Annotated in this window: 12 protein-coding genes; 3 read left to right on the top strand and 9 right to left on the bottom strand. The window is 41.1% G+C overall.

Translation table 11 applies throughout. The features are described from left to right. Positions 1–31 precede the first annotated feature (31 nt). The 6 genes from ACOB82_RS05755 to ACOB82_RS05730 form a co-directional block, all read right to left on the bottom strand. Entirely contained in the window at positions 32–1,354 is a 1,323-nt protein-coding gene (locus tag ACOB82_RS05755; RefSeq protein WP_448211988.1) for a tetratricopeptide repeat protein, read from the bottom strand. Between the two features lie 9 nt (positions 1,355–1,363). Next, positions 1,364–1,984, bottom strand: coding sequence for an energy transducer TonB (locus ACOB82_RS05750; protein WP_448211987.1), 621 nt, complete (start codon positions 1,982–1,984; stop codon positions 1,364–1,366). Between the two features lie 2 nt (positions 1,985–1,986). Continuing rightward, the gene (locus ACOB82_RS05745) at positions 1,987–2,400 is read right to left on the bottom strand and encodes an ExbD/TolR family protein (protein ID WP_386030015.1); all 414 of its coding nucleotides are present in this window, start codon (positions 2,398–2,400) and stop codon (positions 1,987–1,989) included. Between the two features lie 68 nt (positions 2,401–2,468). Further along, positions 2,469–2,993, bottom strand: a complete 525-nt coding sequence (locus ACOB82_RS05740) for a MotA/TolQ/ExbB proton channel family protein (RefSeq protein WP_448211986.1) — start codon at positions 2,991–2,993, stop codon at positions 2,469–2,471. 2 nt (positions 2,994–2,995) lie between these two features. Then, positions 2,996–4,360: a MotA/TolQ/ExbB proton channel family protein gene (locus ACOB82_RS05735; protein WP_448211985.1), complete on the bottom strand. Its 1,365-nt coding sequence runs from the start codon at positions 4,358–4,360 to the stop codon at positions 2,996–2,998. A 17-nt stretch (positions 4,361–4,377) separates the two neighbouring features. Beyond that, positions 4,378–5,163, bottom strand: a complete 786-nt coding sequence (locus ACOB82_RS05730; protein ID WP_448211984.1) for a DUF3450 domain-containing protein — start codon at positions 5,161–5,163, stop codon at positions 4,378–4,380. A gap of 395 nt (positions 5,164–5,558) precedes the next feature. On the opposite strand from ACOB82_RS05730, the gene ACOB82_RS05725 reads away from it, so the two are divergent. Continuing rightward, complete coding sequence (locus ACOB82_RS05725; protein WP_448211983.1) at positions 5,559–6,215, top strand: glutathione S-transferase family protein; 657 nt, start codon at positions 5,559–5,561, stop codon at positions 6,213–6,215. 158 nt (positions 6,216–6,373) lie between these two features. On the opposite strand, the gene ACOB82_RS05720 is transcribed toward ACOB82_RS05725, so the two are convergent. Together ACOB82_RS05720 and ACOB82_RS05715 are read right to left on the bottom strand one after the other, a co-directional pair. Continuing rightward, positions 6,374–9,040 (bottom strand): TonB-dependent receptor domain-containing protein, encoded by a 2,667-nt coding sequence (locus ACOB82_RS05720; protein WP_448211982.1) that lies wholly within the window; start codon positions 9,038–9,040, stop codon positions 6,374–6,376. 204 nt (positions 9,041–9,244) lie between these two features. After that, positions 9,245–11,965 (bottom strand): hypothetical protein, encoded by a 2,721-nt coding sequence (locus tag ACOB82_RS05715; RefSeq protein ID WP_448211981.1) that lies wholly within the window; start codon positions 11,963–11,965, stop codon positions 9,245–9,247. A 428-nt stretch (positions 11,966–12,393) separates the two neighbouring features. On the opposite strand from ACOB82_RS05715, the gene ACOB82_RS05710 reads away from it, so the two are divergent. Next, positions 12,394–12,825, top strand: coding sequence for a cytochrome b562 (locus ACOB82_RS05710; protein WP_448211980.1), 432 nt, complete (start codon positions 12,394–12,396; stop codon positions 12,823–12,825). A gap of 32 nt (positions 12,826–12,857) precedes the next feature. Further along, entirely contained in the window at positions 12,858–13,490 is a 633-nt protein-coding gene (locus ACOB82_RS05705) for a cytochrome b/b6 domain-containing protein (protein WP_448211979.1), read from the top strand. 228 nt (positions 13,491–13,718) lie between these two features. Here ACOB82_RS05705 and rpoS read toward each other — a convergent pair whose 3' ends face one another. Further along, a complete protein-coding gene (rpoS, locus tag ACOB82_RS05700) occupies positions 13,719–14,591 on the bottom strand; it encodes an RNA polymerase sigma factor RpoS (RefSeq protein ID WP_448212105.1) in 873 nt (290 codons plus the stop codon). Positions 14,592–14,642 lie beyond the last annotated feature (51 nt).

The raw sequence follows: 14,642 nt of genomic DNA, 5'->3' as shown, positions 1-14,642 counted from the left end.
CTTTTTTGATTATTGCACTTTTAATTAAGACTTAATTCATTGCTAATTGCTGTTGATAGTCTTGCTCTTTCTTCACATAAGCCGCCCATTGTTTAGCTGCTTTTGCTACTTTTGAATAAGCTTGCGCGCTTTCAAAAGCCACTAGTGATTGTTCAAAGTCTTGAAGGTTGAAATACGCCATACCTATTGCTAAGTACATGTTGCCAAAGCTATCAATACCGCCTCTGCTTAACGCTTTCTTCGCTGATGCAATAGACTGTTGCCACTTTTCAGTATTTAAGTAAGCTTGAGCTAATTGCTCATCAAACTTACCGTTTTCAGCGATTTCAGCGATTTCAGCGCCTTTGAACAATACAGGGATCGCTTTAGCATCTTCTTTTGCCATGACATAAGCTTGCGCCATTAACTGAATGCGTTTTTCATCAGCAACAACATTGCCTTTGGCAATGGTATCATCTAATAACTTGGCCGCTTTATAAGGCAACTGATTAAATAAATACAACTGCGCTAGCATCACAATATCACTTTCTTTAGTAACATAGCCCGCTTGCCAAGCAGTTTCCATCGCCCCTAGCTGCTTCTTCTCTTGACCAATTTCGCCGTACATACCAGCAAGTTGGATCCAGTATTCAGGCTTTTGGTAAAGCTTAACTAGCTGCTCCATCACTTTCGTGACGTTTTCAGGTTGCTTTAATTCATAGTACGCGGCGCGTTGCAGTATCAACCAGTTTTCTTTTGGCTGTTGATTTTCAGTTTTAGCTAAATCAATCGCAGCATTAACATGATCAACCGTTAGTTGATATTGCTTATCCTGGTAATAAATTTGGGCAAACAATAAATGCTGGTTGGCCTGCAATGGCTTATCATTGTTTACCTGCCACTGTTTCAAAAAGCCTAAGGCTTTTTGGTAGTCTTGCTGCTGCATGGCCAGCTGAGCCAATGAAAATACAGTTGATAAATATAAGCTATCTGGGATCGCTTCTTGAGCGATAACATTTTCAAAACTAGCAATGGCATTTTCAATATCATCATTACCGTAATGCATAAAGCCATAGAAGTTCCATAACATGGCTTGTTCATAGCTATTTAGCTGATCTATACGCTGTTTAACGTCATTTAATACGTCAAAGCCCGCTTGCTTGTCACCACCATCTGCCAGTTGCTGTGCTCTGGCCAACTGCGTGTAAACACGATTACGCATAGCAGGTACTTGTACAGATGTGCGTTTAGCTGGTTGCTTAGCCAGTTCTTGGGCATACGCTTGATTGCCAAACAGCTCATCGCTTAGCATGGCAGGCGCACCATAAAGTACGCCTGCTGCCAGTATCGACATGATAAATTTTGATTTAGTCATTACTCGCTCCTAGCCATCAATTTGGAAAGTTATTTTGTTTTGAACGCCAGCAACTTCTGTTGCCACACCGTCCACCACTCGCGGCTTATATTTAAATTTCAATGCTGCATCAATTGCAGCACGATCAAAAATATCCGCAGGCTCAGCTTCAACAACCACAGGGTTGATGACCGCGCCATTTTTATTCACGGTAAATTCAACGATCACGTAACCTTCAATACCACGAGATTGTGCGCGGCGCGGATAAATTGGCGCAACTTTAACAATCGGTAAGTAATCGCCATCACCGCTGTCTAAACTTAAGCCACCAGCAAGGCCTGTATCGGCAGCAATATCAGCGCTAAAAGAGGTACTTACGGCATCAGCATTCGGGTTAGCCTGCTGCATTTGCGGTTGCTGCATTTGCGGCGGTGGCGTTTGCGGCTTAGGTGGCTTTTGCGGCTTGCGCTCTTTCTTTTGCACGGTTTCGTCTTTTTTCAATCGAATGAAATCTAAGACATTACCGCGTGGCGGTTCGGTTAACGCATTCTTACCACCAGTGATTAACATTTGCATGCTCCACAGCAATACAAACGTCACACTTACGGCAAGCACTAGCGCTAATGCATAACGTTTGGCTGAATCAGTCATGCTTATGCCTCTTGCGCTGCAATCGAAACATCAAATACGCCAGCAGCACGTGCTGAGTCCATCACTTTGATTAGCACGTCAGTGGTGGCTTTTTTATCAGCCTGAATCACTACAGTCCCCTGCGGATTTTCAGCTTTTAAGCGTTCGATGTTTGCTTGTACAGCACGCACATCGACACGACGTTTGTTGATCCAAATCTCGCCCTTGTCGCTGATCGCTACTAAAATATTAGCGCGCTCTTTTTTCACGGCAGTTGCCGCTTCTGGGCGATTTACTTCAATACCGGCTTCTTTAACAAATGACGCGGTAACGATGAAGAAAATAAGTAAAATAAATACAACATCCAGCATTGGCGTCATGTTTATTTCTTCCGCTTCTTCTTGCTCTTGTAAAACTTTTGCTAATTGAGAACGCATCTTGCTCTCCTTTTAAAAACTTAAATCATGTCTATGGCTTAAACTTGTTGGAATTCAATAACCAACACTTAATCCATTAATAGTGAATCTTCTAGCTGCTCAGTGCGGCGTTTGGTTTTACGCTGTAACCAAGTAACAACAAATACCCCAGATAACGAGCCGACCATACCAGCCATGGTTGGAATAGTGGCGCGCGATACACCCGATGCCATTGAACGAGCATTACCGCTGCCAGAAATTGCCATTACATCGAATACTTCAATCATCCCGGTTACTGTGCCTAACAGTCCAAGTAACGGACAAAGCACTACTAAACTTTGGATAAGGGCAACATTTTGATTGAGCATTTCAGTTAATCGAGACACTTGCGCGATACGAATATGTTCAGCGTTCCACGACTTTTTATCCGTTCTTTGCTGCCATTGGCTGATCACTTGTTGTTTGATCTTGTTGTAGCTTCTTAAGAAAAAGTACACACGTTCAAAAATCAGTAACCACATTAGGCAGATAACACCGGCGATCACAGTCAATACTTGACCACCGGTATCAAGGAATGCGCTGATACTATTCATCATTTCGATGAATACAACCATGATTACGCTCCTTGTTCTGCGCGCTCTGCAACAATGCCCGCGCTTTGTTGTTGCAATACATTGATAATGCCGCGGCTACGCGTTGCTAGCATGGTTGAGATAAACACCATAGGAATGGCCACTACTAAGCCTAAAACTGTTGTTACCAGCGCTTGTGAAATACCACCTGCCATTAATTTAGGGTCACCAGTACCGAATAGCGTAATTGCTTGGAAGGTGTTGATCATACCGGTAACTGTACCTAATAGACCGATAAGCGGCGCTACCACTGAGATAATCTTAATAATGGTTAGGCGTGACGTTAATTGCGGCACTTCTTTTAAAATGCGCTCAGAAAGTTTGAGTTCAAGCGTTTCTAAATCCGCATTTTTTGCTTCGTCTTTCACCATTAACACACGGCCTAATGGGTTATCGTTGGTAGGCGTTGCATTTTTCAATTGGCGATTAACCTTGTTACCCACTAAATAAAGTGCAACAAAACGTTCAATCGCAATTAATAAACCAATTAAACCAATGGCTAAAATTACATAACCAACTGGACCACCTTGGTCAACTCGCTCTTGGGTGCTTGGCGCTTGTACTAATAAGCTTAAAATTGAACCACCGGTTGGATCTAAAGCAAATGCCACTTGACCATTTTGGGTATTGGTCATGGTTTCAGCAGTACCTAAGTAACGACCTGACGGCTGGCGAATTAACTCAGCGACACTACCGGTTTCACTGATAAATTCTAGATATTTGCCGTTAGCCACTAAGTTAAAGTTACCAACACGAGTCACGGTTGCATTTTGCTTAGAGCCGTCTGCTAAAACCACTTCACGATCGAACTTAGCGATTTTCGCGCTTTCGGTCATTTCACGTTGTAATTCAAACCAGATTTTTTCAATTTCTTCAATTGACGCTAATTTAGAGCTGGAACCCATTGATTGAGCAAACTCATCTAAGAACGCTTCACGACCTGGAATTTGTGCTGAAATTACTGAATTTTGAAACTTACTTTTGGTATCGCCAGCCACTTGCTGCAACACACCAAATAACTCTTTTAATTCACCTAAACGCTTATTTAGCGCGTCTTGTTTATTAGCGATGTCTACTTCGTTGTCTTGAAAATTAGCTTCAAGTTTCGTGCTTAAGTTAATTTCATTATCACGGGCATTAATCGCTTGCGCTAATAATGCATCTTGCTCAGATTTACGTGCGATAAAGTCTGCTTCACGCGCTTGGTTTTGCTTAGATTGCGCTACTTTACCTTGAGCTAATTGCTGAAGTAATTGGTCTAAATCAGCGGCTTGCTGAGCAAATACTGCCGTAGAAGTTAAAGTAATGGCAGCGAATAAACTTGATAAATGTTTTTTGATAATAGTCACGTTAAACCGCTCCAAAATTATTCTGATACGTTTACTGGCACAACAACTAAGTCTGGTGCTAGTTGTTTGCGAGCAATGCGAAGGGCTTTGTTGATATCTGTGCGGTAACTTGCATCTAAGTCTTCCCAAGATTTAGTTTCGCTATTCCATGAACCTAAACGCGAACCGTCACGTGTTTGATAGATAAACGCCACACGACCAATACGTAAAAAATCAACGTCCATTTCAACACCATTTAGCGTTAACATATCGCTGTAAGCTTCAATGGTGCGACCGTAGTCAACTTCTACTTGATAGGCTTCCATTACACGACGGAATTTTTCAGAAGTAGCAATATCAGCGCGTTCCATCATGGCTTTTAATTGTGCTACACGTGTAGAACGTTCTTCTGGAAGAAATGGCACATCAAGCGCAACAAACGCCGATAAGGTATCAATCATGCGCGCCATTAATGGTGAAATTTGACGTTCAATAATGCTCACTTGCTCCATTGAGTTACCCAGTTGCACAAGTTCAGCCAACTGGTTATCAATCTGCTTTTGCATTTGGCCGTTATAAACCGTTAAACCGTCAATTTCCTTGTTAACTGCTTTGAACTGTTGAAGCTTTGATTGGATTTGATCAGCAATTTTATCAATTTTTTGTTGTGATTTACTGGCCGATTGGTTGATCTCTTGGCCTGCTTGAACGACTTTATCTAACTGTGCTGCATCTTGAGCGAATGCATTTGCAGCCAGCCCCGTCATGCCTAAACTTACTACACCAACGAACAGGCTAGCCTGCGCGAGTTTTGACAATTTCATAAATTAACCTTTAGTCAATAAATTAACGGTACTGGCTTTGCTATATATAAAATTAAAAGCAAAAGCAGTAGCACCGTAATAAAAAGATGGGGCAAATTTTAGGGCTTTAATGTGACAAATATGTTTCGCTAATATTTCAAGTTTATTAAATTACAAAAAAGTGACGTTTTTCTTACCGTTCTCAAATAAATGTCACAAATAGTTCGCAGATTAATCGCTAACTATTAGCCGTATTTTGCAATAGGTTTATTGGTAATAACTTGCTACAAAATAGTCTTGGTTTTGCTGATAAATTGCATAGCATTGTGGTGATTATTATCTATGATCAACATGACAACTTTATGAACTAATACCTGTGAACCAATACCTGTGAACAAAAAGACAAGGACTCCACTATGATCATCCACAGTTTTCCAACCTTTAATTTAACCAAAGTATTACTCACTGCCGAAGAAGCCGGTCAGCCTTATCAATTAAATTTATTGGATTTAACTCAAGGTGAGCACAAAAGCCCTGAGCATTTATTACGTCACCCGCTAGGTAAGGTGCCAACGGTTGAAATTGACGGACAGCATTTTTTCGAAAGCAATACCATTTGTCGACTAATTGCTGAGCAAAATAACAATGTCTTATATGGCGACAGCCCTACCGAACGTGCGGCGATTAATCAATGGGTTGATTTTGCTGCACTGCATATCGGTCGCTGGTTAACCGTGGTATTTTTTGAAACGCAAATTAAAGCATTATTTTCTGGTGGTGCCCCTGATCAAGCAGCGCTGGATGAAGCCAATAGCTTTTTAGCACAGCAATTACCGGTATTAGAAAATCAGTTGGCTAAAGGTGAGTTTATTGTTGGCGATAAACCCACTATTGCTGACACTATCACCTATGCCTATTTTGAAACAGTGGACTACACTGGAGTTGATTTATCGGCTTACCCTAATATTCAACGCTGGCTTGAACAGATTAAAAGCCGCCCGTCATTTAAAAATGCCATGGCAAAAGTCCCCAGCGGTGAAATGTTTCCTATGTTGAAAAAAGCTAATAGCTAAACTAGACAAGCCTTAACAAATTCAAAAAATAGTACATCAAAAATTAGTAAATCAAGAATTAACTAATCAATAAATAATAAATCAAAACTAAAACGCACAAAAAAGGCGACCTAAGTCGCCTTTTCATTTAGTCTCTAATTAATCAATATTCGCTTTGATTAATCAAAATCCCATTTAAATGAAACTTTAAAGCCAATACCGCGAGTTTCACTGCGCAGTAAAGTATCGTCAAACTCCAGCTCTTTCTTTTCATCTAACATATTTTGCACTTTAAACTTCAGCGTTGTCGCAAACGTTGGGTAGTAAGTGTAAACAAAGTCCAATGAATGGAAAGGCTGCTCGTAGGCATCGTCTTTCTCATCAATACCAGGAATGATGATACGGTCACCAAACACGTTATAAGCTAAGGTCGCACTATGATTACCATTAGGGTGATCATAACCTAAGTTTAAGTTCACTACGTATTTTGAATGTCCCGTCATGCGACGTGTTGCATTAGTGATAGCCGCAGAAACACCAGTTTGTTCCACGACTTTTTGGGTATCAATATTAATTTCTGAGTCAGATAAGGTTACGTTACCTGATAAGAAAAAGTCGTTACCCATGCCACCAAGAAACGCGAAATCTTTTAAGAATTCCACTTCAACACCGCAGACTTCACCGTCTTCCGCGTTAGCGATACGAATAAGCGGTGGACCATCTTGTGCTGGCGATTGTACCGATTCAATCGGATCAATCATATCCTTGTAGAATAAACCTACCGATAAGTTTTCACCTGTGCCTAAATACCATTCCCAACGTAAATCGTAGTTTTTAATTTGGGTACTGCGTACCGACGGCGTACCACCAATCGGGAATTCAGTTAATGGGTCGATATAAGTGGCTGGTGCAACTTCGCGGATATCAGGGCGAATAGCAGTTTCACCATATGACGCACGAAATTGCATAGTTTCATCAACAATATAGGTAAGTGCTAATGCACCATAGTAGTCGTCTTCTTTAAACGCTAATTCCGCTAAATCATCTTCGGTAGGGTTTGCTGGAATATCAAACTGACCTGTTGCTGGGTCTAATGGTGCAACCACTTGTCTGAAATCTTCCCAACGTACACCACCACTGATGCGCCAGGTGTTATTAAAGAAAGCATCTGCTTCAAAATAATAGGCATCAATTTTCTGTGCGGATAAATAATCATCACCTGCCACTGAAGTATCACGAATAACTTGCTCACTACCTGATAATGGATGATTTAACACGACATCATTATTTAAAATATCATTTAATTGATGACCGGTTAAATCTAAGTTATCAAATGCTAATGTATTTACATCAATACGTCGCGCAAACGCATCACGCGTTTTTTCGATGTAATCAGCACCTGCTTTTAACTCAAGTTCAGTGCTGTCAAACGTTAGTGGTAACGAGAGATTAATGCCCGCATTTTCAACATTATCGTGTAACTTTTGGAAAGTGTAACGTGATGCAGTTGTGGCTTTACGCAATGAACTGTCATTTTCAATATCGAAAATACCGTCTTCATTGCTATCAGCTAAGATAAAACGTGTTGAGATATTACCCGGCGCGTAACGCTCAGAACGGGCATCAGAATACTTCCAATCAACCCCTAAGAAATTAAGTTGTGGGAAGGTATGACTACCACGTACTTGGTTAACGATTAATTGACGCTCTTCATAAGTCACATCAACGTCACGTACACGCAAACCATCACTTAATAACACGTTATTGGTGTTACCCAATTTATCTTTTATTTCGTCACGGGTGTCGTGCAATATGGTTGAGCTAAAATCAATTTTATGATCGCGTAAGTATTCTACACCAAAGTTAAACATACCTGACCAACGTACTGAATGCTCAGTTGATTGGACATCATCAAAACCGCGCACTAGTTTGTAGCTGTCATCAGCTTGCAGCGCAAAATCTTGGCCTTCAAACTCGTCCGATACTTGCCATTCGTTGTCATACGACATTGCCGTTAAAAAGCCGTAACGAAAATCGTCAGCTTCAAAGCGGTTACCTAAACTCATGGCAAGACCCACATCTGGATCAACCGATTCAGACTTTGGATCGTAATCTTTGTATAAATCGGCAGCTATCGCGCGATTATTCGCTTGGCTTAAATCGCTAAGCGCATCATAGTTGTTCCATAGTGTACGTAATGCTTTTGGCGCCTCACGGGTACCATCATCAATACCGTACCAATCATCATCGCCACCGTTATAGCTTAAGCCATCACTGGTGTTATCAGAGTTGCCACCAAGCTTGCCAGTCATATTAAAAACAAATTGGCTAGGAATTGATTTTAATCGAATATCGACATTACCACCGCCAAAATGCGCTGGCATTGATGGTGAATACGATTTTTGTACCGACAACGATTCAATAATAGTCGAAGGGAATAAATCCAGTGGAATAACGGTACGCGTTGGATCTGGCGATGGTACCGCCGCACCATTTAATTGCGTACTTGAGTAACGTTCACCTAAACCGCGAACGTAAATAAACTTACCATCTACCAGCGTTAAACCCGTTACACGGCGAAGCGCTGCTGCTGCATTACTATCTCCTGTTCTAGCAATTTGCTCAGCACCTAAAATATCGGCAACAAACGCTTGGTTTTTACGCTCTTCAATCACAGCACTTGCTGTACCTTTTAAGCGACTAACTTTTACCACAACTTCTTCAATGGCGTCGTCGGTTGCTTGTGAAGAGTTAGTTTCTTGGGCAATCGCTTGAACACCAGTTAAGCCCGTTAATACGGCAATTGCTAAACTTGATAATCCAAAACGCTTTTTGTTCGTGTTCATTTCAAACCTCTTTGGAATGGCTAGTTCAAGTAGAACTATTTGTAGAACTAGATTTGCCTGATATGAACACTTGATGTCTATCAGGCTTAGGTATTTCAAATTGAAGCTAGTTAGTTCGTGGGCAATGAAGAAGCACGGAGTTTACAAGTGTAAATGAGTACTTCTGAGTTCGCCCACGGGCTAACTAGCAATAAGTTGTAAGACCTACTCTAAGCCTACTGTCCAACCCTGCGTCCAATCGTTATCTTCGCTTACCGCACCAATATGGTCAGCATTATCGAAGAATGGGTGGTTACCGAAGCTATATGGCGTTGTCGAATCAATGGTGTAAATACCGTTAACAACATCAGCTATACCCGCTGCAGTTGAATTATTCGTGTTAATGTTTAACACCCAATCCATTAGGTCAAATGAACCTGTTGAGCTATCTTGGCTCTTGAAGTTTTCGCCACAAGCAAACACTGAGTTAGTAATGGCTGTATCACCAGCAATTGCTTGGTCAACTGTTACACCCGCTTCAAGTTCTAAACATTCGCCAGCGGCGTTTGTTACGACAAAGTTATGTAACTGAGCACGCGTACCTTCACGTAAGTAAACACCTTCAGAGTCAGCATCAACTGATTTGAAGCTATTACCAATAATGGTCATGTTGGCAATTGTTGGGTTTGATTGTGGGTCTTTTGACGGATTTGAACCATCGTTGTCCGCTTCAATCGCACGGTTAGCTTGACCACCGTTTGGATCTTGCACCACTAACACATATTGCATGTTGCCGCGGAAGCCGTTATCCCAATCTACAGAGTCATCTTGGTTAGACGTTAATACGACATATTTTGCGTTAACTGCACCACCGAAGAACTCAACACCATCATCAGCATTTTCATGCACTTGGATGTATTCAACCGTAGTACCTGAACCAACACCACCGAAAGTGATACCGTTTAATTCATTATCTGGGGCAATTTCGTAACCAGCGTGCTTAACAACAACGTAACGAAGTGTACCTGAGCTATCTTCCCAATCAGTGCCGCCAAATACTGCACCTTCTTCTACACCTTCAACTTGAAGTGCACAGTCACTGCCGTCAGAAGGACATTTGTTTGATGGTGCATTACCTAGTAATACCATACCGCCCCATTGGCCAGCGCCAGTGACTTCACCGTTAATATCTTGGCTAGAAGTGAAGGTAATTGGCTTAGATGCTGAGCCTAATGCTTCAATTTTTGAGTCACGGCTAACCACTAAGTAATCACCACCAGAGCGACCAAAAATTGTGGTACCCGCTTCAATTGTTAATGTTGCAGAGTTTGCTTTGTCGTTACCCACAAATACTGGGCCGTCAAGCGCATATAAGTTACCAGAAGTTAAAGTTAGATCAGCAGTAATCGTACCTGAGATTTCACACGTTGTTTTGCCATTTACCGGAGCGATTGCTGATGTACCTGTCGGGCAACCTTCAGCTTCAGCAGGCGCAGTAATTACACCGCCACCAAAACCAAATGCCCAACCGTCACGCCAGTCAGACTTGCCATCAAATGCACCTTGGTAATCTGTAGTATCAAACCAAGTGTCTACTGCTGCTACGTCTTGACCCGCACCAAGTAATGGTGATTGCGCGCTTGGCACACCCTTTTCGTCAATTAAAATTGATGTGCTGATCATGTTAGTTGGTTCTGCACTAAACCATGCAGCTAAATCAAAATCGCCAGCATTTTTGAAGTTTTCACCGTTAGTACAAGCCATAGTTGTATTTTGGAACACAATCATGCCTGATTCAGCGTTAGTTACTGTTTGACCTGCTTCAAACTCTAAACACTCACCCATTTCTTCTGGGCCAGTCACCACTGTGTTGTAAATGCTTGTTGAGGTACCTTCGCGTAAGTAGATACCTTCAGAGTCTTGATCTGCGGTATCGAAGTTGTTACCAATAATTGTCATGTTGGCAATTGTTGGGTTAGACATTGGATCTTTATCTGGAGTTGAACCGTCGTTATCCGCTTCAATTGCACGGTTTGCTTCACCAGCATTTGCTGCATGTTGTACGAAAACGTGTTGCAGGCGACCGCGGAAACCGTTATCCCAGTCTATGCTGTCGTCTTGGTTACCAGTTAACACTAAGTGCTTGATATCAACAGCACCACCAAAGAACTCAACACCATCATCAGCGTTAGCGTGAACTTGAATATAATCAACAGTAGTGCCCGCACCTACGCCGCCGAAAGTAATACCGTTTAATTCGTTATCTGGTGCAATTTCATAACCTGCATATTTAACAACTACGTACTTAAGTACACCTGAGTTATCGTCCCAATCCGTACCGCCAAATACCGCACCTTCTGCAACACCTTCTACTTGAAGCGCACAGTCTGAGCCGTCTGATGGACATTTGTTTGATGATGCATTACCAAGAATGACAATCCCCCCCCATTGACCAGCAGATGTTTCTTCACCTTTTACATCTTGCAATGAAGTGAAAATAATTGGTGCGTTTTTAGAGCCCTCAGCCATAATTTTGGCATCGCGATGAACAACTAAGTAATCGCTACCAGATTGACCAAATAATACCGCACCTTCGTCAACAGTTAAGGTTGAGCCAGCCGTAACTTCTACGCCGCCACTTAACGCATAAAATACTGGTTTAGTACCATCGCTACTTTCAAGCGTTGTGTCTTCCGTGATCTCACCACTAATAACTTGAACTTGCACATCAAAACCAACCGCTGCACTTACTTCAGCAGATAGTGAAGAAGAAGGAATACCTGGTAGCTCTACACCTGGGGTTGGATCAACCGGTGCTGGGTTATTGATAATGGTATCACCAACTGAATTATCAACATTTGATGACAACTTAATGTCACCGCCACAGCCTGCTAATACCAAGGCAGCTGAAACTGCACTTATTTTAAATAAATTTGTTAATTGCATCTTATTACCTGCTCCGCAGTGTTTCATGTATGAATAAAATTGCGGTCATGCTACGGAGGAAAAATGACAGAAATGTTTTAGAAATATGTACTTTTTATTGAAGAAAGATGACAAGCAGATTACAGACCCTACGCAAAGATAGTGTTGATAAGGGTTAAGGCGAAATCTCCCACCAAGAATGGAAACAGTTTAAGTTGCTAATTTAGGCAGCTATTTAGACAAAACGATGTAAACTTTAAGACAGTTTAATGACAATATAATTTAAACCACACCGCCACCGCACTTTAAAAAATAAGCTGAAATAACCTAAAACTAAGTTTATTTACCGTTTGTATCGATGAATATCCGTTGCGTTAGCTATAAAAGCTCCTTAATATCAACAACTAAATTTTATTAACAAAATCATTACCAAGGATAAAGGCTTAACCATGAAAAAAGTAATCCTCACTGCACTTGTATCTTGCATCGCATTCTCTACTCCAAGCTTTGCTAATCACCCTATGTGTGGCAAAACCGAGTTAGCTGATGTTATGGACAATATGAAAGATCAAATGAAGCTAATTAAAGGCGCGGTTAAATCTGGTGATATCGCAGCAGTAACAGCTGCAGCAACCGATCTTTTAGCTCAGGTTGAAAAATCAGATCAATACATTCCATTATCAATTAGTGATAAAAAAGAACTTAACGCTGAACAACAAGCGCAATTTAACGATTATCAACAAGGTATTAGTTCGTTAAAAGATGCAGTTACTGAGTTGGTTGCAGCACAAGATCTAGCTTCTGCTAAAATGGCACTGGGTAAAATTGGCAAAGCCAGTAAAAAAGGTCACAAAGCATTTAAAATGGATTGTGACGACTAACATAAACTAAGATAATTTAATCATCTATTGCTATGAAAAATCATCGTATCTGGGATTTATTCACGCGCATTTATCATTTTAGCCAGCTAATTTTGCTGGCTATTTTATGGTATAGCGGTGAACAAGGAGACTTCGACTTACACTTTCTGTGTGGCTACCTAATGTTGAGCTTATTTATTGCCAGAATTATTTGGGGCTTAGTTGGCAGCGACACATCAAAGTTTAGCCATTTCCTAAAATCACCAATAACTGCTTGGCAATGGTTAAAAAGGCCACACCAGCCACACACTGGCCATAATCCACTAGCTGGCTATATGGTTTTAGCGCTAATAATAACGCTAGGACTGCAACTATTTTCCGGATTATTTGCCACAGACGATGTGCTAGCAGAAGGCCCGTTAATCTATTGGTTAAGCGAAAACTTTGCCGAAACCATGGATAGCTTACACCATACAAACTTTAATGTTTTATTGGGGTTGATTGCACTGCATATTATTGCGGCAGTAGTACATAGCTTAAAGGCCGATAACGTCATTAAGGCGATATTTATCACGGGTAAATCAACTGAAGCACCTGAGCATAAATTAAAATTTAAATCTAGCCTTCTCCCTTTAGCTATCTGGGGAGCGGTATTTTTAAGTTTAAATTATTTTTGGCTAAGTTAATTGATTCAACAAATGTTGATAGAAGACGTAGAAGTTATTACAAATCAAGTAATTCCTGCTAAGTGGCTTTACCAATAAAAGCACTTGCCTCAAAAAATAAAGCCAGCAATTGCTGCTAAAAGAATTTACCCATAAAAAAAACGCCAGCAATTGCTGGCGTTTTTTTTACTTCTGCTCTCACGTCGCTTAAAGGCATAGCCCTCAATTACTTGCGATTTCTCAAGCTTATTATTCTTGAAAAATAGCCTCTATAGATAAGTTTTGTTGACTCAAAATATCGCGCAGTCGTTTCAACGCTTCAACTTGAATTTGACGTACACGCTCTCGAGTTAAGCCTATTTCCATACCAACATCTTCTAAAGTTGCCGCTTCATAGCCCATAAGCCCAAATCGGCGCGCTAACACTTCGCGCTGCTTGCTATTTAATTCACCAAGCCACTCTACAATATTGTTATTTAAGTCACTGGTTTGCAGGTCGCTCTCTGGTCCTGAGCCTTTTTCATCCGGAATTACGTCTAATAATGCCTTATCTGACTCACCACCAAATGGCGTATCTACAGAAGTAATTCGCTCATTCAGCCTTAGCATTTTGCTAACATCTGCAACCGGTTTATCAAGTGCTGCAGCTATTTCTTCTGCGGTGGGCTCATGATCAAGTTTCTGCACTAAATCTCTTGCTGCACGCAAGTAGATATTTAATTCTTTAACGACATGAATAGGTAAACGAATAGTACGCGTCTGGTTCATAATCGCTCGTTCAATCGTTTGACGAATCCACCAAGTTGCGTAAGTAGAGAATCGGAAGCCACGTTCAGGATCGAACTTTTCTACAGCTCTGATCAATCCTAAATTGCCCTCTTCAATTAAGTCTAATAATGGTAGTCCGCGATTGTTATATCGCCGTGCAATCTTAACCACTAATCTTAAATTACTTTCAATCATGCGTTTTCGTGCTTTTTCATCGCCTTTTAATGACAATCGCGAAAAATACACTTCTTCTTCTGCTGAAAGTAATGGAGAAAAACCAATTTCACTTAAATACAACTGTGTTGCATCTAGGCTTGCGGTAAACTCTTCCTGAGTTTTTACTGACGATTCCATTGCATTATCTTCAACGCCAACTGCGCCGATTTCTTTATCTAAGCCCATAAC

The sequence above is a fragment of the Colwellia sp. MEBiC06753 genome, from assembly GCF_053470325.1.
Note: the sequence above shows the minus strand (reverse complement) of the source record. Positions and strands in the feature narration are given on the sequence as shown.

What these genes read in the sequence shown, in the direction of transcription:
- ACOB82_RS05755 (WP_448211988.1), bottom strand. Translation starts at nt 1,354, where the DNA reads ATGACTAAATCAAAATTTATCATGTCGATACTGGCAGCAGGCGTACTT.
- ACOB82_RS05750 (WP_448211987.1), bottom strand. Translation starts at nt 1,984, where the DNA reads ATGACTGATTCAGCCAAACGTTATGCATTAGCGCTAGTGCTTGCCGTA.
- ACOB82_RS05745 (WP_386030015.1), bottom strand. Translation starts at nt 2,400, where the DNA reads ATGCGTTCTCAATTAGCAAAAGTTTTACAAGAGCAAGAAGAAGCGGAA.
- ACOB82_RS05740 (WP_448211986.1), bottom strand. Translation starts at nt 2,993, where the DNA reads ATGGTTGTATTCATCGAAATGATGAATAGTATCAGCGCATTCCTTGAT.
- ACOB82_RS05730 (WP_448211984.1), bottom strand. Translation starts at nt 5,163, where the DNA reads ATGAAATTGTCAAAACTCGCGCAGGCTAGCCTGTTCGTTGGTGTAGTA.
- ACOB82_RS05725 (WP_448211983.1), top strand. Translation starts at nt 5,559, where the DNA reads ATGATCATCCACAGTTTTCCAACCTTTAATTTAACCAAAGTATTACTC.
- ACOB82_RS05720 (WP_448211982.1), bottom strand. Translation starts at nt 9,040, where the DNA reads ATGAACACGAACAAAAAGCGTTTTGGATTATCAAGTTTAGCAATTGCC.
- ACOB82_RS05715 (WP_448211981.1), bottom strand. Translation starts at nt 11,965, where the DNA reads ATGCAATTAACAAATTTATTTAAAATAAGTGCAGTTTCAGCTGCCTTG.
- ACOB82_RS05710 (WP_448211980.1), top strand. Translation starts at nt 12,394, where the DNA reads ATGAAAAAAGTAATCCTCACTGCACTTGTATCTTGCATCGCATTCTCT.
- ACOB82_RS05705 (WP_448211979.1), top strand. Translation starts at nt 12,858, where the DNA reads ATGAAAAATCATCGTATCTGGGATTTATTCACGCGCATTTATCATTTT.
- rpoS (WP_448212105.1), bottom strand. Translation starts at nt 14,591, where the DNA reads ATGGAATCGTCAGTAAAAACTCAGGAAGAGTTTACCGCAAGCCTAGAT.